The sequence below is a fragment of the Hungatella hathewayi WAL-18680 genome (assembly GCF_000235505.1).
Taxonomy (GTDB): Bacteria; Bacillota; Clostridia; order Lachnospirales; family Lachnospiraceae; genus Hungatella_A; species Hungatella_A hathewayi_A.
This window is the reverse complement of the sequence record NZ_JH379027.1, coordinates 1059784-1082762: the sequence shown is the minus strand read 5'-3', so window position 1 is coordinate 1082762 and position 22979 is coordinate 1059784. Positions and strand designations below refer to the sequence as shown.

Below are 22979 nucleotides of genomic sequence, written 5' to 3'. Positions count from 1 at the left end.
TGAATTTATCTTTTTCTTTAGTATATACCTTGGTTAGGGCGATTTCTAGCCTTTTATATATGCCCATCGCTCTTTTGATTTCTATTATGATTATACTTGACATTCCTGTATTCCCATGTTATTGTTATGTCACGAGGCAACCGACAGACTGTCGGTCTATTCATAAAAGGAGTGAAAATCATGAGAGTAGTAAAAGAAGCGGAAGTTCGAAAAAACGAGATTCTGGACGCGGCGGCGGCGTTGTTTGGGGAAAAGGGATTTGATAGTACCAGCACGAACGATATTTTGGACGTGGTGGGGATTGCCAGGGGGACGCTGTATCATCATTTTAAGTCGAAAGAGGATATTATGGACGCTCTGATTGAGCGGCAGACGAACCGTTTGCTGGCGCGGGCCAGAGAGGCTGCGGAGGATAAGAGCGGTTCTGTGGAGGAGCGGATGGTACAGACTATCATGGCGCTTCATGTGGAGGTGACGGAACATGGGGAGGGGCAGGAAATGATTCAACATTTACACAATCCCCAGAATGCCCTGATGCACCAGAAGACACAGCGCATCCTTTTAGGGCAGGTGCCTGCCATCCTGGCCGGGATTTTGGAGGACGGAATTGCGGCGGGCGTGATTGACACGTCTTATCCGCTGGAAGCGATGGAGATCGCAGTTACCTATCTGAATACGGTGCTGGACGACGACATCCTGGAACTGACACCCGAACAGCGCACTACAAAAATCCAGGCCTTTCTCTTCCTCATGGAACGGATGCTCGGCGCGAAACCCGGGCAGTTTAGCCTTATCCAAACAATGTTAGGAGAATCGTGATGAAATATGGGAACCGATACACAGCTTGTACAGAACACTCCTTTGGGAAATTTTTAATCCTGTGGTCGGGGGATTTCGTCTCCGCGATCGGAAGCGGCCTGACCTCCTTTGGTCTGGGTGTATACATCTTCCAGCAGACCGGCCGGGCGTCTTATATGGCCCTGGTCACCCTGCTGGCCTTCCTGCCATCCCTGCTTCTTGGCGCTCCCACCGGCGTGCTGGCGGACCGCTATGACCGCCGGCTTTTGATGGTGCTTGGGGACAGTCTCTCGGCTATCGGCCTGGTGTTTATCCTGATCTGTCTGATGTCCGGGCAGGCCAGCGTGTGGCAGATATGCATTGGCGTCACCATCAGCTCCGTCTTCTCCTCCCTGCTGGAGCCCGCCTACAAGGCAACTATCACAGACATGCTCACTCCTGAGCAGTACAGCAAAGCCAGCGGCATGGTACAGATAGCAGGCTCAGCAAAATACCTGATTTCTCCCGTACTTGCCGGTTTTCTGCTCACCATATCCGATATCCGTCTCCTGCTGCTTATCGATATCTGTACCTTTTTCGTAACAGTGTCTACCACCCTTGTGGTCCGCCGCAGCATCGATATCGCCAGCCAGGCATCCGCGGAACATCACTCATTCCTCCTGGAACTGAGAGACGGCTGGCGGGCATTGACTGAGAAGAAGGGGCTTCTCCCCCTGGTAATCATGGGTTCGCTGATTACCTTCTGCCTGGGCTTTATTCAGACCCTGGCCTCGCCCATGATACTCAGTTTCTCTGACAGCGCATCCCTTGGAACCATCATGACGGCTGCCGCCACGGGAATGCTGGCATCCAGCCTTTTGCTGGGCAGCATTTCCATCAGGACCTCCTACGCAAATCTACTGTCCCTCTCCCTGTTTGGGGCAGGCGTCACCATGGCTCTCTTTGGACTGCGGGAGAATCTCCTGCTTATCGGGGTCTTCGGTTTCCTCTTTTTCGCCATGCTGCCCTTCGCGAATGCCAGCCTTGACTATCTGCTACGCACCAATATCGACAATCAGGTCCAGGGGCGGGCCTGGGGACTCATCGGCCTTATCTCCCAGCTGGGCTATGTGGCCGCCTACGCCCTGTCCGGTGTGCTGGCAGATTATCTGTTCACACCGCTTCTGCTTCCTGGTGGAATCCTGTCTGCCAGCGTGGGACGTATCCTGGGCACCGGGCAGGGGCGGGGTATCGGCCTGTTGATTGTACTGGCGGGACTGCTGCTCTGTGCCACATCTGTCTTCCTGTTCTCCATGAAACCCATCCGTCAACTGGAATCGGCGGGAAATGGGAGGCGCCCATGAAGTTAAAGTTTATCCTGAGTGATATTTCCAGAAACAAAGTCATCACCGCTGTCACCGTCCTGTTCATCGCCGCGGCCGCCATGCTGGTGTCCCTGGCCGCCGGTCTGGCCATCAGTCTCACCGGCTCCATCGACCGGCTGATGGAGGACGCCAAAGCGCCCCATTTCATGCAAATGCATTCCGGAGACTTTTCCACCGGCGGGCTGGAGACATTTGCCGCTCAGAATGACAATGTCGACGATTTTCAGATACTGAAATTCCTCAATCTGGACGGTTCCAACATCATTCTGGGGGAACACACGCTCACCGGCAGTCTTCAGGACAACGGTCTGTGCACCCAGAGCAGCCAGTTTGATTTTCTCCTTGATTTGGACCAGAGACCGGCAAAACCGGCGAAAGGGGAATTATATGTCCCCATCTGCTATCTAAAGGATGGAACCGCCAGGGCAGGAGATACGGCCATGGTAGGAGGCATCCCCTTTACCGTGGCCGGTTTTATCCGGGATTCCCAGATGAATTCCACGCTGGCTTCCTCCAAGCGTTTTCTGGTCAATGAAGACGACTACCGTCAGTTAGCATCCTCTGGCACGGTGGAATATCTGATTGAATTTCGTCTCCGTGACTTATCCAAACTTGGCGCGTTTGAAACGGAATACCGCAATGCGGGGCTTCCGGCCAACGGTCCCAGCCTGACCTGGCCGCTGTTTCGTATGATCAACGCGGTCTCCGACGGAATCCTCATCGCGGTTATCCTCCTTATCAGTCTCCTGGTTATCATCATTGCCCTGCTCTGCATCCGGTTCACCCTCCAGGCAAAAATTGAGGACGATTACCGGGAAATCGGAGTGATGAAAGCAATCGGCATGAGGGTGACAGATATCCGCAATCTCTATCTGGCCATCTATGCCGCCATGGCAGTGACCGGCGGTGCCCTGGGATTTTTACTATCCCTCCCAGTCAGAGAGCAGATGCAGGCGCAGATACGGCTGAACTTTGGAGACAGCGGAAATCCCGCCCTCTCTATCCTGGTTGGCATAGCCGCCGCGGTTCTTATTGTTCTGCTGGTGCTGCTCTACGTCACCGCCCAGCTGAGACGTTTTCGGACGATCTCCCCGGTGCAGGCCATCCGGTTTGGCATGGAGCAGGGAAATGGCGGCTCTACCGGAATCTTTTCACTGGCCAAAAACAGAAGACTTCCCCTCAGCCCGCTGCTGGCTATTCGGGATGTCCTGTCCAGGAAAAAACTATATTCCACCATGCTGGCGGTAATCATTCTGGCAGGTTTTATCATGATTGTGCCCCAGAATCTGTACCACACCATATCGGACCCTGAATTTGTCACCTACATGGGAGTCGGCACCTGCGACCTGCGCCTGGATCTCCAGCAGATGGAACAGCTTGACGAGAAGGCCGCCGCTGTCGAAGACCGTCTGGAACAGGACCGGGACATTTCCCTGTATGCACGGTTTACCACCAAGATTTTTTCCGCAAAGTTAAATGACGGAAGCAAGGAAACTCTGAAAATTGAGCTGGGCGACCACACCGTCTATCCGCTTCAGTACACAGAAGGCCATATGCCGAATACGGACCGGGACATCGCCTTATCCGTGCTAAGTGCGGAGGATTTAGAAAAGATGGTCGGCGACACAATGACCATTATTACCGACCATGGGGAGCAGACGCTTACGGTCTGTGGCATTTACCCGGACATCACCAACGGTGGAAAAACAGCCAAGGCATCCTTTGACGATACCGCCACTCCAACGGCCTGGACTACCATCTGCGCCACCCTGACTGATCAGGGTATACTCGACGAAAAAATCGCCAGCTATCAGGCAGATTTCCCATATGCCAAAATATCCGGTATCGATGACTATGTGGCACAGACCTTCGGCCAGACCCTGCACTCCGTAAAGTCCGCATCCCAGATTGCCATCCTGGCCGCAGCCTTCATTACCCTGCTGGTGACACTGCTGTTCACAAAAATGCTGATTTCCAAAGACCGCTATTCCATCGCTGTCATGAGAGCCCTTGGCTTCACCGGCTCCGATATCCGCAGCCAGTATATCTGGCGGGCGGTAACTGTGCTGACGGCCGGAATCCTCGCTGGAACCATCCTGGCCAACACGCTGGGCGAGCAGCTGGCCGGCCTGGCCATCTCCAGTTTCGGCGCGGCCGCCTTTCATTTTCAAATAAACCCGTTGTCCACCTATCTTCTGTCGCCGCTCATCCTGCTGGCCGCCGCTCTGGCTGCCGCCGTATGGGGAACCGGCCGGGCGGGGGATGTGTCCATCCGTGAATCCATAAAGGAGTAATCATGAAACCAATCGTAACCGGCAGAAAAATTGTAAAATCATTTCGCACCGGCGCGGAAACGCGAACCGTATTAAACCAGGTATCCTTAGAGATTGCCAAAGGCGAATTTGTATCCGTGATGGGCCCCTCCGGCTCCGGAAAATCCACACTGCTCTACGCCCTAGGCGGGCTGGATGAGATTGACGGCGGTCAGGTGCTTTTTGAGGAACAGAACTTAACGGAATTGTCAGACAGACAGCGCTCTGACTTGCGCAGAACCAGAATGGGCTTCGTGTTTCAACAACCAGCCCTGCTAAAGAATTTAAATCTTCTGGATAATATCATCCTGCCGCTGATGCGGGACCACCCGAAAGAGGCGGACCAGCTTGCCGGCAGGGCGAACATGCTGATGGCACAGCTGGGAATCGGAGACCTGGCGTCACGTGATATCACCCAGGTTTCCGGCGGACAACTTCAGCGGGCAGGCATCTGCCGCGCTTTGATGTGCCAGCCGGATATTATCTTCGGTGACGAGCCGACCGGAGCGCTAAACTCCCAGTCGGCCAGAGAAGTCATGGATTTGCTGGCGCAGATTAACCGAAATGGCACTGCCATCCTACTGGTCACCCACGATGCCCAGGTGGCCGCCAGAACCAGCCGGGTCATGTTCATGAGTGACGGCACAATCGCCGGAAGGCTGGATTTTCCTGCCTACCGGAAGGAAGACCACGAAAAGCGGGTGGAGCAGATACTGGTCCGGATGAGAAACACCGGAATCTGAATATTGCCGCTTCCCGGCAGACAGAATTCCACACAACTTGAAGATTCCATTCCCAGCACATCAAAAAAGGGAGCCCGGCTCCCTTTTTCTATAAACACGCTTACCCGTCACAGGCAGGCAGACCGTTTTACCTGGTCTCCAGATACTTCTTGACCATCTCCTCCGGCACCATGTTCCCACCGGTCGCCCAGGCAATGTGTGTGGCCTTACCCATACAGTCCGTAAGACCTTCTTTCCTTGCATATTCTTTCAATACATCCGGCTGCAGAAATGCCGCAAATGCCGCACAGGCGGACGGTTCAATAAAGATGTCCTCCGTCTTCAGCAGGCTTCTCATCAAATCATACAGCTTCTTATCCTCGATTGTGCAGATTCCACTCAATCGTTTTTCCACAACCCTTCCGACAAATGCCGACGGACGTCCCACAGCCAGGCCATCCGCATCGGTTTTCCCACCGATACCGAAATCCTGGACACACACGCCGTCATGCTCGCCGGTGGCCATTCCAAGCAGCATGCAGCATGCCTGTGTCGGTTCCATGAAGAAGCAATGCACATGGTCACCATAGATTTCCTTTAATCCGTAGGCCACGCCGCCCGGCGCACCGCCGATGCCGCAGGGCAGGTAGACAAACAGAGGATGCTTTGCATCTACCGTGATATGCTTCTCCTCCAGCTGCTTTCTGACCCGCTCTCCTGCCACCGCGTATCCCAGAAATAAATTGACGGAATTCTCATCGTCCACAAAATAACTCATGGGGTCTGAATCGGAATTCTTTCTTCCCTGCTCCACCGCGGCACAGTAGTCTGACTCATACTCCACAACTGTCACGCCCTTGCTCCTGAGCAAATCCTTTTTCCACTGCTTCGCATCGGCGGACATGTGGACAATCACGCGAAATCCCAGCTTTGCACTCATAATGCCAATACTTAATCCCAGATTGCCCGTGGAGCCTACCTGCACCGTATACTTGTGGAAAAACTCCTGCATGTCCGGCTGGGCCAGCTTCCTGTAATCGTCCTCCTCGGTCAAAAGTCCGGCCTCCATGGCCAGCTCCTCCGCATGCTTTAAGACCTCATAAATCCCACCGCGGGCCTTCACCGAGCCGGAGATTGGCAGATGGCTGTCCATCTTTAAGAACAGCTGCCCCTCAATTCCTGCGTCCCAGTTCTCATTCAGCTCATGTTTCATGGCACGGATTTCCCGCAGCTCCGACTCAATGATTCCATTGTCCTTCGCCGTCTCCGGGAACACAAGCGCCAGGTAAGGTGCAAAACGCTCCAGCCGCTTTCTAGCATCCTCAATCTGCTCTGTGGAAACCTTCTTCTCCCCCTGCATACTCTCAGGACATTTTCTGTCATTCAGCCAGAAGGTCTCTGTTCCGGCTGCCGCGTCCTTTACTGCGGGAATCTGCTCCATATATCCTTTTATCTTCTCATTCATCATCATTTCTCCTCTTGATAAAAAATTCCTTGGTCGCCCGCGAAACCTCCGGCGACATGACAAACAACGCGATTACATTGGGAATAATCAAAAGCCCCAGCATACAATCCTGAATAGACCAAACCAGGCCGACTGTGCTTAAACTTCCGCACAAAATCAGAACCGGAAACAACACCCGATAGATGATAGTTCCTCTTTTACTTTTTATGTACACAAGACTCACATGACCAAAATACCACTGGCTCATAATCGACGTGGCCGCAAACAGAACCAGGCTGACGGATACAATATACCGAAAGGCCGGAAACACGGTTCCAAATGCCGCTGCCGCCAGCGAAGCCGCACTGGCCCCCTCCATGGGAATGCCGCTGGAAAGAATGGCAAAGCCGGTCGTGCTGCAAATAACAATCGTATCCACAAACACCTCCACCACGCCGTAAAACCCCTGCCTTGCCGGATGGTCCACATTGGCGGACGAGTGAATCACCGCCGCGGAGCCCTCACCGGCCTCGTTGGAGTACAGCCCCCTTGCCACGCCAAACCGCATAGCCTCCTTCATGGTCACACCGGCCACCGCTCCCATCCCCGCTTCCAGGGAAAATGCTCCCCGCACAATGCTCGAAAGCATAGGCAGAAAACTGTCCAGGCTGGACAACACCACCACAGTTCCACCGATGATATAAAGTCCGGCCATCACCGGTACAATCCGCTGTGCCACATGGGCCAGCCGTTTTAGCCCTCCGCGGATAATAAAAGACATCGTTATCGCCAGAACTATCCCGGTAACCGGCTTCGGCACATGGCCAATATCTGACAGTACCGAAGAAATGGTGTTGGACTGTATCAGCGTGGCGCCTGCATTTTGAAGAAACAGCAGCATTGCCGCCACCACTCCCAGCCATGGCGCGTGGAGTCCATGGGCAATATAGTACATCGGACCGCCCTGGTACATCCCCTCTTCCGTCTTCTCCCGGTAAAGCAGGCCCAGCACAATCTCCGCATATTTCGTAGCCATTCCAAAGAATGCCGCAATCCACATCCAGAACAGCGCACCGGGACCGCCGGCAATCAGCGCCGTGGCCACCCCCACGATATTGCCGCTGCCCACACAGCTCGCAATGGCCGTACAGAGCGCCTGGACAGAGGAGAGCGTCCCCTGTCCGCCATCCTGCCCCGGAACCTTCGTTTTCTTTTTATCCCGCCCCCCAAACTCCCGAATCATCCAGGGAACCGAGCGAATTTGGATTCCTTTCGTCACCACCGTATAAAAAACTCCAAGCCCCACCAGCAGATACAGCATCCAGTTTCCCCACAGGATATCCGCCAAGCCACCAAACAAACCTTCCACTACCTTCATAGGCATTCCCCATTTACTTTAACACACATGTTCCCTCTGCATCAGGCAGTTCAAAACTCATAAGCGCTGCCAGTGTGGGCGCAATATCAATCAGGTTCATGGCCCCCAGGTCATCGCCCGCCTGTATGCCTTCGCCTTCCAGCATAAAGGAAGCACGCATTTCCTCAAAATTCTCACTGTAACCGTGCTGTGCCTTCTGGTGAAGTTTTGTTGTGCAGTAAGGACCGTTTACATTATCACGTATCTCATATCCCTTTTGGGAAACCAGAACATACTCGGCCAGCGGAAATCCTCCTCTGGCACGGGCGCCTTCCCGGTCCACTACTTCCAGGATGCCGCTGTCTTCCTCCAAAGCCAGCTGTTCCATCACGTTCTTCAGGCATGATTTCGCCTCCTCGTCCTCCGGGTCCTTCAGTCTGATTTCCGACATACCTCCGGCTCTCTGGGACCAGGCCCGCCACGAAGTCACCCGGCCATATTCATCCGTGTCAATCAGCCCCGCCTCTTTCAGCTTCACATTGGGACTGATGTTGTACTGATTGTCAAGCGTTCCGTGGTCGGAGCAGACACAGACCACTACATGACCGTTTGTCATCTCATGGACCTTTTGTATCATCTCACCCAGCATGGAATCAATCTTTTCCAGCGCCCCGGCCGCTTCTTTGCTGTACACGCCCCGCTGATGGGCCGTCTCATCGAAGGATGCAAAGTAGGCCGACAGAAAGAACGGTTTTTCAGAGCATTCCGGCGCAATCTTATGCTCTAGCACCCACATGGCCGCTTTGAACCGCTGCCGGTCCCCCTCCTCCGTCAAATCCAGGCCGCCGGCATATCTTCCAATCTCCTCTTCCATCTCCAGTATCATGCCCTGGGGCTTTGCCACCGCATCCAGAAGCAGACTGTCAAACTCACTGCCATCCCACCAAAACTCCGGCGCCACATAATCCCCCTTCGCGCCTACGGATGTGGGAAATGCCACGCTCGCCGACACATATCCGTTCTCCTTTGCAGCTTCCCACAACGTCTTGACCTTCCGGTTGGCAAACCAATGCCACGCCCCTAAATGGTCTCCCATCGGATCAAAGACTCCATTATTATAAGTGCCATGGGTGGCCGGGCAGACACCCGTGATGATGCTCTGGTGGCATGGATATGTAAAGGTAGGAAATACGCTCTTCACACCGCCTCTGGCGCAGGCCCCTCCTTCTACAAAATACCGGCTGATATTGGGCAGCGATATCCCCAGCCTCTTCTGCTCAAACACAAATTCAGGCTTTAACGCATCCACAGATACTAATAAAACGCTTGGTCTGTTCTTCTCCATCATAATTCTTCTCCTTACTGTGGTTTTTCCACCGGTATTCCCGCTCTCACAAACGGTTCTATCTGTTCGGCGCTTGCGGACGAATCCGTGATAATCCGGCTGATTCTGTCCACATCACACATTTTCACCAGGGAATTCACCCCAAGTTTGCTGCTGTCCGCAATGACAACCGTCTGGTCTGAGGACTCCATCATTTTCTCCTGAACCAGAATCTCATCCATCCGCTGGTACGTCACCCCGCGCTCCACGGAAATGCCGCAGGTAGTCAGAAAAAACACATCAATATTTAATTTTGAAAAAATAAGGCCCGCAATATCGGAGACAAATGCCGACTCCTCCGGCCGGTACACACCGCCAGTCACAATCAGCGTAATCCCCCTGGCATCCGCCAGTTCATTGGCAATCGCCATAGAATTCGTGACTACTGTCAAATCTTTGAAACGGTTTTTCAAGGCTCTCGCCAGCGCAAACGCCGTCGTTCCCGAATCCAAAGCGATGGACTGCCCATCCTTAATAAAGGTAACCGCAAATTCCGCAATTTCATTCTTGCTGTCTGGATGTTCCTGGCCCCGGAGTCCAAATGGAGTGTAGCGGTTGTGTGAATTATCCTGCTCCGCCTCCTCCTTGAGGAACGCGCCGCCCCTGGCTCTCCGTATCAGCCCCTGCGCCTCCATATTCTCCAAATCCCTTCGCACCGTCTCCGACGATACATGCAGTTTTTTCTGCAGTTCCACCCCTCGTATGCTGCCGGTGTCCTTCATCAAGTCCAATATTTTCTGATACCGCTCTTCCACCAACATGGTCTCGTTCTCCTTTCCTTCTAAATATTCAGATTTCAGTTCATCCCCAATATTTACTACGTTTTACACATTATAGCACACTTTCACAACTGTATCAACCATATTTCCCCAAACTTTTGCACAAATTCACACATATATTTTTGTCTATTTCCACAGTTTTGCATTTATTAACACATTTTCACTTGATTTAACACATTTTTGCATATATACTGACTGCATAAGGCGGGTGCGCCCGATGTATTCAAACCCACACAAAATAATAGAAAAGAACAGGAGTTGAGTGAAATGTCAAAAGAAGCAGCAAACAGTAACTCAAAAAAATGGGTCTCCTTCGGAACCCTGGTTCTGGGAGCCGGAACCATCTACAAACTGGGATTTTTGAAAGACGCTTTTTACGTGCCTATGCAGGAATTCATGGGGCTGTCCCACACACAGATTGGCACCGCCATGAGCGTGGCCGGAATTATTTCCACCTTCGGGTTTCTGGTGTCTATCTATTTAACGGACCGGGTTTCCAAAAAAATATTGATTCCCGTCTCCCTGATTGGAATAGGATTAATGGGAATCGGTCTCTCAACCTTTCCGCCATACTGGATGTTTTTACTTATCTACTGCGGTCTGGCCATCTGCGCTGACATGCTCTATTGGCCCACCATGTTAAAAACCGTGCGGCTGTTAGGCACGGAGGAGGAGCAGGGCCGAATGTTCGGTATCCTGGAAGCCGGCCGTGGACTGATGGACACTCTCGTGGCCTTTGGCGCTTTAGGAATCTTCGCCGCCATGGGAAGCACCGTAGCCGGTTTTAAGGCGGCCATCCTGTTCTACTCCATCGTTCCACTGGTCATTGGATTTATCTCCTATTTCCTTCTGGAACCTGATGAAATTCAAACAGTCAGTGAGACCGGTGCGGCCGTCAGCAAAAACAAAGCGGCCATGGAAGGTGTCATCCGCGCCCTAAAAAACAGAAATATCTGGCTGGTTTCCTTCAACGTCTTTGCCGTTTACTGCGTATACTGCGGCCTTACATATTTTATTCCATTTTTAAAGGATGTCTATGCACTCCCCGCGGTCCTGGTAGGCGCTTACGGAATCATCAATCAATATGCGCTGAAAATGCTGGGCGGGCCTATTGGCGGATACTTAACGGATAAGGTATTCCATTCCGCCACAAAGTATTTGAAGGTCGTGTTTGTCATTACCGGCGCGATGCTGGCCATCTTCACTTTTCTGCCCCATGGCAGCATGAATGTATACGTTGGCATGGTCATGACATTGAGTATCGGCGCCTGTGTCTTCAGTATGCGGGCAATCTTCTTCGCACCTATGGACGAAGTGGATGTTCCCCGTGAGATTACCGGCTCCGCCATGTCCTTAGGAGCGTTTATCGGTTACCTGCCAGGCGCATTTATGTACTCTGTTTACGGAAGTATCCTGGATGGCAATCCGGGTATCAGCGGCTACCGTATTGTATTCCTCATGATGGCCGGCTTCGCGGCGGCTGGGTTCTTCTTAAGCAGTTATATTTTGTCTGTGATTAAGAAACAGAAGAAAGAGAAATAGGAACCGCATAGAAAGTGCGATTCATTTAAACAGTTTAAAAAAACGCTGCCGCCCCGCAAATACTTCGTACTTTGCAGGACAGGCAGCGTTTTCTCGCCTTATTTTATAAATTTATGCGTTATTACGGTTCCTGTTATAGTTAATCAAGCAACCGGCCTTCACAATCTTCTTCTCATCCTCCGTCATATCGGCAATGTGAAGCGTAATCTTGCTCGCTCTATCCGCTTTTACCACATAAGCAGGGATGTCTTCCATAGTGCCATCCAGCGCCTTCAGAATCCCCGGCACATAGATGTAGTCGCCCACTTCAAACTCCGGCTCTTCATCCATCAGGAATGGCAGCATGCCCCAGTTCATCACATTGGAGCGGTAGCGCTTTGTGGCGTACTCTCTGGCGATGTTGGCAAGGCCGCCGAGCACTCTCTGGCAGCTGGCCGCCTGCTCTCTGGCGGAGCCGTCGCCTGGTTTTCTGGCGTAAATCATGCTTCCGATCTCGGTGTCCTCCGCCTTTACGGCTTCATTTCCAGGAATGGTGCGGATGGTGTCAAAGATAGCCGCCAGCTCCGGCGCCGTCTTCTCCGGGTTTTCTCCTCTGGTTCTGGCTTTTTCTATGACATCCACCTCTTTGGATTTGCCCACATAGGCCGGGTCTCTTCTGGATAAGGTAAACTCGGCAAGTCCCAGCGGGTTGGAGCGGTAGGACGATGTCTCGCCCGAAGGAATCAGCTCATCGGTGGTGGTCACGTCGTCCATAATCTTGGAGCAGACCTTCAGCAAAATGTTGTCGGCCAGCGGACTCATCTCCGGCCAGTCCTTGATGTTTGGTCCGTAGACCACTTCCTCGTTCTCATCGGCCTTCTGATAGCCCTGGTAAACGCGGCTTCTGTATGCGGAATCGTCGAACTCATATTCCGGTATCTGATAGCCGTCCGCCACGGTGGCCGCACTGGTCAGCACGCCGCCATTGGCTGCGGTTGCCGCGATGGAGCGGGCATCCATAAGAGCCACGGCCGCCATCTGTCCGTTGCCCGGTTTGGAACCTTCCCGGTTGGGGAAGTTTCTCGTGGTGTGGCGGATACTTAAGGTGTTGTTGGCCGGTGTATCGCCTGCGCCGAAGCACGGTCCGCAGAAGGCCGTCTTTACGGTGGCGCCTGCCGCCATCAAATCGGAGATAGCCCCCTTCTTCACCAGGTCCATAAATACCGGCTGGGAGGACGGGTAAACCGCCAGGGTGAAGATATCGCTTCCGCAGTCCTTTCCTTTCAGGATATGGGCCGCCGCCATCACGCTGGTGTAGTTGCCGCCGGCGCAGCCTGCGATGATCCCCTGCTGCACGGTCAATTTTCCATTCACGATCTTGTCGGTCAGCTTGAACTCGCCTTCCGGTCTTCCGCTGATTTTCGCCGCCTCTTTCTCCACGCTTCTCAAGATATCGCCCGGATTTGCAATCAGCTCGTCAATCTCGTATGTATTGCTTGGGTGGAATGGAAGGGCAATCATCGGTTTGATGGTGCTCAAATCCACCTTCACCACGCCATCGTAGTAAGCCACATCGGCAGGATTCAGTTCCTGATATTCGTCCCCTCTGCCGTGCATGGTGAGAAATGCTTTCGTGTCCTCATCCGTTCTCCAGATGGAGGACAGGCAGGTGGTCTCCGTGGTCATGACATCCACGCCGTTCCGGTAATCCGTATCCATGGACGAAACGCCAGGTCCCACGAATTCCATCACTTTATTCTTCACATAACCATTCTTAAACACAGCCCCCACAATGGCCAGCGCCACGTCGTGAGGTCCCACGCCAGGGCCCGGTTTTCCTTCCAGATAAACCGCAACTACCTCCGGACATGCCACGTCGTAGGTGTCGCAGAGCAGCTGTTTCACCAGCTCACCGCCGCCCTCGCCCACAGCCATGGTGCCCAGCGCGCCGTAGCGGGTGTGGCTGTCGGAGCCGAGAATCATTTTCCCGCAGCCGGCCATCATTTCCCTCATGTACTGGTGAATAACCGCAATATGGGGAGGCACGAAAATGCCGCCGTAACGCTTGGCTGCCGTCAGACCGAAGATATGGTCGTCCTCATTAATCGTTCCGCCTACCGCGCACAGGGAGTTGTGGCAGTTGGTCAGCACATAGGGCAGTGGGAAACGGGTCATCCCGGATGCCTTGGCTGTCTGCACAATCCCAACGAAGGTAATATCATGGGATGCCATCGCATCAAATTTTAATTTCAACTGATTCATATTGCCGGAGGTGTTGTGGGCCTCCAGAATGGAATAGGCTATCGTGCCCTTTTTTGCCTCATCTTTACTCACAGGTGCGCCTGTCAGGGACGCCAATTCTGCCGCGTCCGCCTCTTTCACAAGCCTGTCGCCGTGAACCAGATAGGCCCCGCCATCATATAATTCTATCATCGCCTGTGTACTCCTTTCATCTTCCTTTTCTCTACATTTTACCTGTTTTTGAGGCAGGATGCAAGTGCGGATTGTGGCTGTGTCCGCTAAAACCCGGCCGGCAAAATCCAAAAGCGCGGCCTGTCATGTTACCACAACCACCGCGCTTCTCTCATTATCAGGATGTTTTCGGGCTCTTACCGCTCCGCCATCTTCTTATATTCCTGCAATTCTCCCACGTATTTCGTGGCCGGTCTCATGATTCTGCCGTCGTACAGCTTGTTCTCGATGTTGTGTGCCAGCCAGCCGATGGTGCGGCTGCAGGTGAACAGCGGTGTGTACAAGTCATTGGGAATATTCAGCATATCGTAAGCGAAACCACTGTAAAAGTCTACGTTGTTGGACACTCTGCGCCCTGTCACTTCCTGGAAATAATCACGGGCCGTAGTCTCGAATCTTGCCATAAACGCAAACTCTTTCTCCCTCTTCTTCTCCTTAGCCAAATCCTTGCAGCACTGGCGCAGAATCTCCGCTCTCGGGTCGGACTCGGTGTAGACCGCATGGCCCAGGCCGTAAATCAGACCGGAATTGTCATAGAAATCCTTATCCAGAATTTTCTTCAGCACGCCTCTGATGGCCTTCTCATCCGCGTCAATCCCAATCTCCTTGATGACCGCCTCCATCATTTCCGCGCAGCGGACATTGGCGCCGCCGTGCTTCGGTCCTTTCAGAGAGCCGATGGAACCGACCATGGTGGAATATAAGTCCGTGGCCGTGGAGGATATCACCACGTTGGTAAATGTGGAGTTATTTCCGCCGCCGTGGTCCGCGTGAAGCACCAGCAGGGTATCCAAAAGTTCCGCCTCCTTGGGCGTAAATTTCCTGTCCTCCCTCAGCATATACAGAATATTCTCCGCAATGGAGTACTCCTTCTTGGCATAATGGATAAACAGACTGGATTTGTTGTAATAATGCATCTTGCTGTGATACCCGTAACAGATAATGGACGGCAGCTTCGCAAGAATATTCAGCCCCTTCAGCACGGTATGATATGGGTCCACGTCATCCGGATTGTCATCATAGTCGTACAGGCTGAGTACTGACTGCTGGATGCAGTTCATCAGATTGCGGGACGGCATTCTCATCAGACGCATTTCCAAAAATTCATGAGGGAGCTCATACATACTGCTGACCACGTCGCAGAATGACCGCAGCTCCTGCTTGTTTGGCAGGTAACCGAACAGCAGTAAAAAGCAGGTCTCCTCGTAGCCGAAATGGGAATCTCCCTTTCCTTCCACCAAATCATTGACACGCAGCCCCCGGAAATACAGCTCGCCAGGAACACTGGTCTTTTTTCCCTCCACAATATCGTAGCCCACTACGTCGGACACTCTCGTCAGTCCGACTCTCACGCCGGTGCCGTCTTCATTTCGAAGTCCCTTCTTCACATCGTACTCTTTAAACAGACTGTTCTGGATATTGGTGTAGTTTAAAGATTTTCCATAGGACTGTGCAATAAAATTACTTGTCATGTTTCTACCTCTTCCCTTTTTTAAAAAATGACAGCACAAATAAAATTGTGCTGCCCCCATTGGCAAGTTACCCTATCTGCGGCAGCTTCCCTTCCGGTTGGGAATTTCTGCCGTTTGTTATGGTTTGTAGTCTAACACAGGCGCGAGCCAAAGTCAATATGTTGTTGATATCACAACTAAATAATTGTAGTTCGTCCCGCATCAGACGCCTTCCCACCTGAATCTGACTGGAATATGCAGGCCAGACAGAGGGCAAGGGCCGCTGAAATCAACTTTGCAGACAGCACCGGGCCGCAAAAAGCAGGGTCTACGCTCATGGTATAACCCAGATGGGACGTAAACACGCCGATGGCGCTGACCATCCAGGCCGTCACCACAATTTTCCCCTTGGGGTTCATTTCCTTCATGGAACGATAAACGGGGATTGTGGTGACGCAGGATATGAGAAGACCGCCCACGGCCGCCGAATTGATGCCGCACAGACGTCCCACAGCAGCGAACTGGCGGCGGAACAGTTTTGTGACCATCGTCATGAAAGGCAGACTGCCCAGCATCAGGATGGCAATCCGGCAGGGAACCTGAATCGCGTCCAGAATCGGCGTCATTCCCTTGACCAGGGTCATTCCCGTCATATACTCAAAGGCTGACAGTATCAGCCCCACATAGGTGATGGCCCGGATGCCGAAGCCCAGCCTGGCAAATATCTGCACCAGTTTCTCCGGCGCCTTCACAAGGCCGATAATGAGAGCCACCGCGATCACACAGATGGGAAGAAGATTCCGGACAATCACCGGTACCGGAAGCCCCATCATCAGACCTCCCACAAAGGCCCCCGCCGGGATGGGAATCAGTCCTATCATAACCCCTCTGGCAAAATACGTCTGGTCCGCCTCCTCCAGCAGAGTCAGGCTCATGGGAATGGCAAAGGTGATGGTCACGCCCAGCATGGACGCCACAATCAGGCCGGAGAAATATCCCACCGCCGCATCTCCGGCCAGTTCCATGGCCAGAGGATATCCGCCCATATCAATGGCAAACAGGGAGCCAAACATGGCCGGGTCCACCCCCACCGCCTGGCAGGCCGGAACCAGCGCCGGCCCCAGCCACCTGGCAATTGCCGGTGCGATGGCAATGATTCCGGTCATACTGAGCGCCATGGGAGCCAGACATCGAAACCCGTCCTCAAACTTCTCCCCCAGCCCAAACCGGTTCCCAATCAGGCAGTCCCCGCCCCCAATCAACACCCCGATTCCCATAATCCACATGATCACATCATTGACAGCCATGGCTCTCTCCTCTTTTGTGCATAATGGTTTTATTATATAGGTATTGATTGAATTTCTCAACAGAAAAAAATGATGAAATACGACAAAGAAATTTGAACTATCAAATCATGTTAAAAACAATTGCAAAACTGCAAAACATAATGGGTAGATTTTCTCACCGGCAGCCTCTATACTTACTTTATACCAAACAGAGAGGTGACGCTTATGAATTTAGGAAACAGTTTATTTCAAGCAAGGAAAAAGAATGGATTATCCCAGGAGGAAGTGGCTGAGAAGCTGGGCGTGAGCAGACAGACGATTTCGAACTGGGAAACAGACGAAACGCTGCCGGATATCTGTCAGTCGAAAAAGCTGGCGCTTTTGTATCATTTGAGTCTGGATGAATTGATTGAATTTGATATTGATTTAAAAGAAATCGAACAAGTCATTGAGCACACCAGCGAAGAGACCGAAAAGAAAGTGGACTGGACCAAAGTCTGGGGCAAAAAATATCCCATTCTCACCACATATCAGAACGAAGTTGATATTAACGAATATACACCTAAACTGAGGGAAATGCTGGACAGTCTGAAAAAGAATTACGGGTACAATGATGTAGACGCCGGGCTGGTACTAAAAGATATCTTAGCTCAGGTCTGGAAATAGAAGAAGAATCGACAAGTCAATGTGTGAACGACTTGTCGATTGTTTTTTTATGACTCAGATAATCAGTATATAAGGATCACTGATCCATACGTTTTAATATTCCAGCCGGTAACTAGCGAAAAAACTTCTTGACACATTTAACTGTAACATATATAATTACAGTTATGAACTGTAATGTCACTAATTACATATACCCACAAGGAGGTCTATATGAAACTGAGATATTTTCTTTTAACTGCTGGTGCAATCCTGTCTTTAAGTGCCTGTTCCTCCATGCCATCCGGTCAGAATCAAATGGATGCCATGCAGACAGACTCCATGACAGACGCTCCCGCAGCAGCCGATGCCACCAATTCCAGCGATGATTCCATGCAGACGGACTCTATGGACTCCATGGATGTCCCCCAAACGCCTGACACCAGTGTATCGGAAGCTGTTTCCATGTATTTTGAAAATCTGCCGGAGGACAACCACATGATAACCCCCGAAGAGGTATTCCAAAAAATGGACCTCAACGAAAACATGGTGCTCATTGACGTCCGCGCGTTCGACGCCTACAAGGGCGGTCACTTGGAGGGCGCCTACAATGTTCCCTATGGGCCGGAAATCGTCCAGTCTTTGGAGCTGATTCCTGACGATGTTCCGATTTATGTAAACTGCTATACCGGCCAGCTGGGCTCCCAGGTGACTGCAATCTTAAACCTTGCCGGCAAAAACGCCGCCAACATTGACGGCGGCTGGAACAACGGCATCTCCCTGGCTGACAATGCCGCCGCACACACCAGCCAGGAGCAGTCCGGAATTCTGGAAGGCAGTTATCCCGTCTCCCCGGCGCTCTTAACGGCCGCCAGCGATTACTTCGCCGCCTCCGCCAAGAGTACCTACTCCTCCTTCAACTTCCCGGCCTCCGACTTATTAAAGTCCGTGAAGGCAAATGACGGCGCCTACACCCTCCTCTCCGTCCGCGACGCCGCCTCCTACCAGGCCGGCCACATCGAAGGGGCCCTCAACATCCCCTTCGACGATGCCATGAGCCCCCAGCTCTCCGCCCTGCCCACAGACAAGCCAATCGTCGTTTACAGCCAGACCGGCCAGATATCCTCCCAGGTCATGACCATCCTCCGCTTCCTGGGCTATGAATCCTACACCCTGTCCGGCGGAATCGACGGTGATTCCCGAAGCTGGATTGGAAATGGATACCCGGTTGTACGATAGAAAGCCCGCTGAAATTTAACTGAAATTCAATTCAAAATAGAGGAGACGCAGTCACGTCTCCTCTGACTATATTTATTTAGAAATACCTATCAATCTCCTCCGGCCCCTCCAGGACCGTTCTTGCCACATAGAGGGAGCGGTCTTCCCTTGCAGCAACAGCCCATTTGACCAGGGATATCTTATCGTCCTCTATCTCAATACAGGTAATGCACCTAGGATGGACGCAGCTTCCGTCGTTGAAGTAGTGGCCGTTCCCCGGCTCGGAGAAGAAGGGACGGTGGGTGTGGCCGGCGATGAGCAGCTGGTTGTGCTCTCTGGCGTAAGTGTCCAGGCGGTTTTCAATCCGGTCTTTCACCCTGTGGGAGCGGCCGGCTCTGGTGGGGTCAAGGACTCCCACCAGCTCCAGACTTCTCCACACATACCGGACCAGGAATCTCGCCAGCGGCCACAGCATATCGTTGAGTATCTCCCCCTGATGGCCGTGGAGCAGCAGTATCTGGTGCTTCTTCTCCTCATGCTCCAGGATCATGCTCTGCAAAACCTCCAAATCTGGAAACAGGGTGACCTCTTTTTTCTCACACTCACAGTAGTAACTGGTGCAATGCTTCGCCCAGTATTTCTGTCTGCTTTTTATGATATCATGGTTGCCATATATCATATGGAAGCGGCCGTCCTCATAAAACTGCTTCATCATCCAGAACGCATCGCTGTGTAGCTCGATGATGGGTTTCATTCTGCGGTTTTCCCACAGCTCGTCGCCGTCTCCCAGCTCAATATAGGTAAACCCATTCTGGTTGTAATACTCCAGCGCCCCGAAAAACAGGTTCTGGTTGGGCAGAAAATTGTCTGCCGCGTTTCCCTGGCCCCGGTGGCAGTCGCTCATGAGAACGATTTTGGAACTGTCATTGTATGGCAGTACCTTTGCTGTCTCGGATGCCTGGTTTAATCTTCTGTCCTCATAAGTCTTCATAGCCCCTTACCGGAAGTCCCAGTTGTCCTGGTCTTCCTCCTGTGGGCTGTCGGAAAACTGCCCAGACATATCGGGATAGTCATTTACGGTACCATGCTTGTAATTCAGGTAATCCTCATAATCCGGCACCCCTGGAACATGCTGCGTTTCCGGAACATACGGCATATATTGACTGTCTTCCTGATTCCGGTAGTTTTCCATCCCTCTCTCCTGCGCCTCCCCAAAAGGTAAGTCCGAACCATACTGGCGGTACGGCATCCCCTGGAAATGCGGCGGCCTCGAACAGCACGGCGGCTCCGGACGACACGGCGGCTCCGGACGACACGGCGGTTCCGGACGGCATGGCGGTTCCGGACGACACGGCGGCTCCGGTCGGCACGGCGGCTCCGGACGACACAGCGGCTCCGGACGACACAGCGGCTCCGGACGGCATGGCGGCTTCGGTGGCTCCGGACGGCATGGCGGCTTCGGTGGCTCCGGACACGGCGGTTCCGGTGGCTCCGGACACGGCGGTTCCGGTGGCTCCGGGCACGGCGGTTCCGGTGGCTCCGGGCACGGCGGCTCTGGCGGCACCGGCGGTTCCGGTCTGTGTCCACCATGAATCAAATCCAACAGCCATCCAAACAAATCATACAGTCCCTTCCCATACAGCGAATTCACAAAAATCTCATACAATTCCGGCACGGACGACTTTATAAATTCCAGTTTATCCAGCGTATTCTTAAACCGGATAGTCGCCACCCGATACAATCCGCAGTTATTCTCATTAGTCTGCTGGACCAGTGCTCTCTGAAAATGGTTGTTCGCCAGCGGCTGTGTCCCATGAGGTCTTCCGTAATGGATTCTGACTTCATTTCTCCGCACCCGGTACTCTCTCTTCTGATACCCAATCTCCTGAAGGGCGTTGACAAATGCAAAACACATTCCCCTGTCCGGGAACTTCATCGTAATATCCATAGTCAGGGCGTCCGGCTCCGTAAACTCACCCAGCTTAAATCCGGTAAGCCACCAGTGAACGTCCTTCCTCTTCATGATCGTTTTCCCGTTCTTCTTCAGCACAAACGACATGGGAAGTCTCTCCCCGTCATTGGCCGCCTCATAAAACGTTCCCTGGAACTTCTCCGTATCCACGGTTCCGTCCACCGTATTATAAATCCCGATTTCCGCTCCGGTGGTAATTCCATACTGCCCCTTCCAGAACTCAATCAGCCATTTCTTTCCTCCGTAGGAAAATGTCACCGGCTCGCAGTCCATAATCATGTTAAACAGATGGGCATTTTCATCGTAAAGCCTGCAATACCCCATCTCCCGCTGCCAGCAATCCATCAGTGAATAAAAATAATCTCCTCTCAGCTCATAGGCAAATCCGGTTTCCTTCAGGTCGTGATTCAGCATATCCTGCTGTACTCTTTTATCCCTGGTGGGTTTAAAATGTCTCATCCGTATAAACCATATCAAAACAGCCGCCAGTATCAGCACCACAATAACTATGGCAGCAATCACAATCCAATTCATAAGTCCTTCCTATCTTAAACGGTTGTTACTATAACTTATTCCTGTGATTGTGATTTGGTGTACAAGGCTTTGGATAAATCTCCCGCCTTCATTCAGCAGACAAAAAACATTACAGCCACTTCGCATTTTCCGTCAAAAAAATTGCAGAAATCCCCAAGGATAGGATGCTGTTTCCCCCTCGGTGACTGAATCAGGATAATGCTTCTGCGGCAGACCTGGTCCTTGATGGGAAGCAGCACCACATGTTTGGTGGACATGTCTCCCCAGGAATATTTGGGCCAGAACCCGATTCCCAGCCCCGCGGCAATCAGATTCCGCACGGACTCCGTGGTATCGCTCTCAAATATCACATTTGGCACAAAATCCGCCTCCGCAAAATAGCTGTTGCAAATCTTGCGGATGGGCCTGGAACCGGCCAGGCAGATATAGCCGTCATTTCCCGTCTCCGACAGATTGATGGAGTCTCTTCCCCCGTACTGGGATTTCGCCGGAACGGCCAGGTATAACTCCTCCTCCAGCATCACGCTGTAATCCTCCAGCTCGCAGGGCACGTCCGAGCGGATGGCCGTCACGCAGAGGTCGAAATCCTCATTGGTATCCGACTGATACAGCTGGAAATTCACATCCGGATGCAGGGCCCGGTACGCGATAATGCAGTTGGTCACCAGGGTAGACGCGGCCAGAATCTTCAAGTGGATGGTGTGGTTCGCCACATCCTGCCCCGCTCTCAGTTCCCCCGGAATCCTGTCCAGCGCGCGCATGATAGGCGTCAGCCGCTTCTGTAACAGCCGCCCCGACTCGTTAAGCTCAATGCTCCTGCTCTTCCTGTCAAACAGGGACACCCCCAGCTCATGCTCCAGTCTGTGAATGGCCTGCGACAGCGCCGGCTGTGCAATCTGTAAATGCTCCGCCGCTTTCGTCATGTGCTGATACTCCGCCGCCGTGAGAAAATACCGCAATTGTAATAATTCCATAAACTACCCCTCTGTCTCTAAACTTTTGCTTTATCATAGCACTTTTTTCCCATCCTGCAAAAAAATTTACCTGGAAGCAGTTTATTCTACGGTTCTCTCTCTATTCCTTCATAATAATTAATAAATCCGAAAGTCTTTTTATAGGAAAAGTTACATGTTTATGGGTTGCTGCTTCCCCCATTCCTGCACTGAAAAAGCCCCCCCGCCATGCAGCTTCCACACCAGCTAATGCATCTTCAACAACCAGGCATGATTCTGGTCTCTCCTGCAACATCTCTGCCGCTTTTAAGAATACTTCCGGATCTGGTTTTGATTTCTTAATCATGGTGCCATCACTAACGGCATCAAAATAATGTTCTAATCCAATTTGCTTTAAGATGTATTTTGTGTTTTTACTACTTGAGCCAATCGCCAATTTATAGCCACGCTTACATAATTCCTGCAGTACATCCTTCACTTCATCAGACAAATCTGCAGTGGAAATATGATTCAATAATTGAACATATCTTTTATTTTTTTCTTCAGCCAATATTCTTTTTTCTTCCAGAGAATATTCTATTTTTGATTTTTCCAAAATAATATCCAGACTATCCATACGGCTTACACCACGAAGTCTGTCGTTGACCTGTTCATCAAAATACACGCCAATGCTATCAGCAATCTGTTTCCATGCCAGAAAATGATAGTGATCTGTAAAACAAATAACCCCATCTAAATCAAAAATAATTGCATTCACTTGCCGTTCCTCT

18 protein-coding genes are annotated in these 22979 nt (G+C 52.1%); 7 read left to right on the top strand and 11 right to left on the bottom strand.

Going from position 1 to position 22979, the window contains the following annotated elements:
• The first annotated feature begins 180 nt into the window (after positions 1-180).
• Genes HMPREF9473_RS04945 through HMPREF9473_RS04930 form a run of 4 tightly spaced genes read left to right on the top strand, consistent with a single transcriptional unit; the run spans position 181 to position 5217 of the window.
• Complete coding sequence (locus HMPREF9473_RS04945) at positions 181-819, top strand: TetR/AcrR family transcriptional regulator (RefSeq protein ID WP_006778964.1); 639 nt, start codon at positions 181-183, stop codon at positions 817-819.
• The gene (locus HMPREF9473_RS04940; RefSeq protein ID WP_006778963.1) at positions 819-2141 is read left to right on the top strand and encodes an MFS transporter; all 1323 of its coding nucleotides are present in this window, start codon (positions 819-821) and stop codon (positions 2139-2141) included. The genes HMPREF9473_RS04945 and HMPREF9473_RS04940 overlap by 1 nt, the downstream gene beginning before the upstream one ends.
• Positions 2138-4456: an FtsX-like permease family protein gene (locus HMPREF9473_RS04935; RefSeq protein ID WP_006778962.1), complete on the top strand. Its 2319-nt coding sequence runs from the start codon at positions 2138-2140 to the stop codon at positions 4454-4456. The genes HMPREF9473_RS04940 and HMPREF9473_RS04935 overlap by 4 nt, the downstream gene beginning before the upstream one ends.
• A 2-nt stretch (positions 4457-4458) precedes the next feature.
• A complete protein-coding gene (locus tag HMPREF9473_RS04930) occupies positions 4459-5217 on the top strand; it encodes an ABC transporter ATP-binding protein (RefSeq protein WP_006778961.1) in 759 nt (252 codons plus the stop codon).
• Between the two features lie 127 nt (positions 5218-5344).
• Here the strand turns inward: HMPREF9473_RS04930 and HMPREF9473_RS04925 are convergent, their stop codons facing one another.
• From HMPREF9473_RS04925 to HMPREF9473_RS04910, 4 genes are read right to left on the bottom strand one after another with little or no spacing between them, the layout of a single operon-like run.
• The gene (locus HMPREF9473_RS04925) at positions 5345-6661 is read right to left on the bottom strand and encodes a D-serine ammonia-lyase (RefSeq protein WP_006778960.1); all 1317 of its coding nucleotides are present in this window, start codon (positions 6659-6661) and stop codon (positions 5345-5347) included.
• Positions 6654-8018: an alanine/glycine:cation symporter family protein gene (locus HMPREF9473_RS04920; RefSeq protein WP_006778959.1), complete on the bottom strand. Its 1365-nt coding sequence runs from the start codon at positions 8016-8018 to the stop codon at positions 6654-6656. The genes HMPREF9473_RS04925 and HMPREF9473_RS04920 overlap by 8 nt, the downstream gene beginning before the upstream one ends.
• 13 nt (positions 8019-8031) lie before the next feature.
• Entirely contained in the window at positions 8032-9345 is a 1314-nt protein-coding gene (locus tag HMPREF9473_RS04915; RefSeq protein ID WP_006778958.1) for an alkaline phosphatase family protein, read from the bottom strand.
• 11 nt (positions 9346-9356) lie between these two features.
• The gene (locus HMPREF9473_RS04910; RefSeq protein ID WP_006778957.1) at positions 9357-10142 is read right to left on the bottom strand and encodes a DeoR/GlpR family DNA-binding transcription regulator; all 786 of its coding nucleotides are present in this window, start codon (positions 10140-10142) and stop codon (positions 9357-9359) included.
• Positions 10143-10427: 285 nt separating this feature from the next.
• Here HMPREF9473_RS04910 and HMPREF9473_RS04905 point away from each other — a divergent pair, with 285 nt between their 5' ends.
• The gene (locus HMPREF9473_RS04905) at positions 10428-11702 is read left to right on the top strand and encodes an MFS transporter (protein WP_006778956.1); all 1275 of its coding nucleotides are present in this window, start codon (positions 10428-10430) and stop codon (positions 11700-11702) included.
• A 111-nt stretch (positions 11703-11813) separates the two neighbouring features.
• Here the strand turns inward: HMPREF9473_RS04905 and HMPREF9473_RS04900 are convergent, their stop codons facing one another.
• From HMPREF9473_RS04900 to HMPREF9473_RS04890, 3 genes are all read right to left on the bottom strand, one after another.
• Complete coding sequence (locus HMPREF9473_RS04900; RefSeq protein WP_006778955.1) at positions 11814-14114, bottom strand: hydratase; 2301 nt, start codon at positions 14112-14114, stop codon at positions 11814-11816.
• Between the two features lie 176 nt (positions 14115-14290).
• Complete coding sequence (locus HMPREF9473_RS04895) at positions 14291-15625, bottom strand: citrate synthase (RefSeq protein ID WP_006778954.1); 1335 nt, start codon at positions 15623-15625, stop codon at positions 14291-14293.
• Between the two features lie 176 nt (positions 15626-15801).
• Positions 15802-16911 (bottom strand): ethanolamine utilization protein EutH, encoded by a 1110-nt coding sequence (locus HMPREF9473_RS04890; RefSeq protein WP_006778953.1) that lies wholly within the window; start codon positions 16909-16911, stop codon positions 15802-15804.
• Between the two features lie 204 nt (positions 16912-17115).
• Here HMPREF9473_RS04890 and HMPREF9473_RS04885 point away from each other — a divergent pair, with 204 nt between their 5' ends.
• On the top strand, positions 17116-17556 hold the full coding sequence (locus HMPREF9473_RS04885; protein WP_006778952.1) for a helix-turn-helix transcriptional regulator: 441 nt from the start codon (positions 17116-17118) through the stop codon (positions 17554-17556).
• Positions 17557-17766: 210 nt separating this feature from the next.
• Positions 17767-18771: a rhodanese-like domain-containing protein gene (locus HMPREF9473_RS04880; RefSeq protein ID WP_006778951.1), complete on the top strand. Its 1005-nt coding sequence runs from the start codon at positions 17767-17769 to the stop codon at positions 18769-18771.
• 76 nt (positions 18772-18847) lie between these two features.
• Here the strand turns inward: HMPREF9473_RS04880 and HMPREF9473_RS04875 are convergent, their stop codons facing one another.
• The 4 genes from HMPREF9473_RS04875 to pgmB form a co-directional block, all read right to left on the bottom strand.
• Positions 18848-19741 (bottom strand): metallophosphoesterase family protein, encoded by an 894-nt coding sequence (locus HMPREF9473_RS04875; protein WP_006778950.1) that lies wholly within the window; start codon positions 19739-19741, stop codon positions 18848-18850.
• Between the two features lie 6 nt (positions 19742-19747).
• Entirely contained in the window at positions 19748-21256 is a 1509-nt protein-coding gene (locus HMPREF9473_RS04870) for a DUF4474 domain-containing protein (RefSeq protein ID WP_006778949.1), read from the bottom strand.
• 92 nt (positions 21257-21348) lie between these two features.
• Positions 21349-22230, bottom strand: coding sequence for a LysR family transcriptional regulator (locus HMPREF9473_RS04865; RefSeq protein ID WP_006778948.1), 882 nt, complete (start codon positions 22228-22230; stop codon positions 21349-21351).
• Positions 22231-22330: 100 nt separating this feature from the next.
• The gene (gene pgmB, locus HMPREF9473_RS04860) at positions 22331-22966 is read right to left on the bottom strand and encodes a beta-phosphoglucomutase (RefSeq protein ID WP_006778947.1); all 636 of its coding nucleotides are present in this window, start codon (positions 22964-22966) and stop codon (positions 22331-22333) included.
• Positions 22967-22979 lie beyond the last annotated feature (13 nt).

What these genes read in the sequence shown, in the direction of transcription:
- HMPREF9473_RS04865 (WP_006778948.1), bottom strand. Translation starts at nt 22,230, where the DNA reads ATGGAATTATTACAATTGCGGTATTTTCTCACGGCGGCGGAGTATCAG.
- HMPREF9473_RS04880 (WP_006778951.1), top strand. Translation starts at nt 17,767, where the DNA reads ATGAAACTGAGATATTTTCTTTTAACTGCTGGTGCAATCCTGTCTTTA.
- HMPREF9473_RS04935 (WP_006778962.1), top strand. Translation starts at nt 2,138, where the DNA reads ATGAAGTTAAAGTTTATCCTGAGTGATATTTCCAGAAACAAAGTCATC.
- HMPREF9473_RS04870 (WP_006778949.1), bottom strand. Translation starts at nt 21,256, where the DNA reads ATGAATTGGATTGTGATTGCTGCCATAGTTATTGTGGTGCTGATACTG.
- HMPREF9473_RS04875 (WP_006778950.1), bottom strand. Translation starts at nt 19,741, where the DNA reads ATGAAGACTTATGAGGACAGAAGATTAAACCAGGCATCCGAGACAGCA.
- HMPREF9473_RS04890 (WP_006778953.1), bottom strand. Translation starts at nt 16,911, where the DNA reads ATGGCTGTCAATGATGTGATCATGTGGATTATGGGAATCGGGGTGTTG.
- HMPREF9473_RS04930 (WP_006778961.1), top strand. Translation starts at nt 4,459, where the DNA reads ATGAAACCAATCGTAACCGGCAGAAAAATTGTAAAATCATTTCGCACC.
- HMPREF9473_RS04910 (WP_006778957.1), bottom strand. Translation starts at nt 10,142, where the DNA reads ATGTTGGTGGAAGAGCGGTATCAGAAAATATTGGACTTGATGAAGGAC.
- HMPREF9473_RS04925 (WP_006778960.1), bottom strand. Translation starts at nt 6,661, where the DNA reads ATGAATGAGAAGATAAAAGGATATATGGAGCAGATTCCCGCAGTAAAG.
- HMPREF9473_RS04915 (WP_006778958.1), bottom strand. Translation starts at nt 9,345, where the DNA reads ATGATGGAGAAGAACAGACCAAGCGTTTTATTAGTATCTGTGGATGCG.
- HMPREF9473_RS04920 (WP_006778959.1), bottom strand. Translation starts at nt 8,018, where the DNA reads ATGAAGGTAGTGGAAGGTTTGTTTGGTGGCTTGGCGGATATCCTGTGG.
- HMPREF9473_RS04945 (WP_006778964.1), top strand. Translation starts at nt 181, where the DNA reads ATGAGAGTAGTAAAAGAAGCGGAAGTTCGAAAAAACGAGATTCTGGAC.
- HMPREF9473_RS04885 (WP_006778952.1), top strand. Translation starts at nt 17,116, where the DNA reads ATGAATTTAGGAAACAGTTTATTTCAAGCAAGGAAAAAGAATGGATTA.
- HMPREF9473_RS04940 (WP_006778963.1), top strand. Translation starts at nt 819, where the DNA reads ATGAAATATGGGAACCGATACACAGCTTGTACAGAACACTCCTTTGGG.
- HMPREF9473_RS04895 (WP_006778954.1), bottom strand. Translation starts at nt 15,625, where the DNA reads ATGACAAGTAATTTTATTGCACAGTCCTATGGAAAATCTTTAAACTAC.
- HMPREF9473_RS04905 (WP_006778956.1), top strand. Translation starts at nt 10,428, where the DNA reads ATGTCAAAAGAAGCAGCAAACAGTAACTCAAAAAAATGGGTCTCCTTC.
- HMPREF9473_RS04900 (WP_006778955.1), bottom strand. Translation starts at nt 14,114, where the DNA reads ATGATAGAATTATATGATGGCGGGGCCTATCTGGTTCACGGCGACAGG.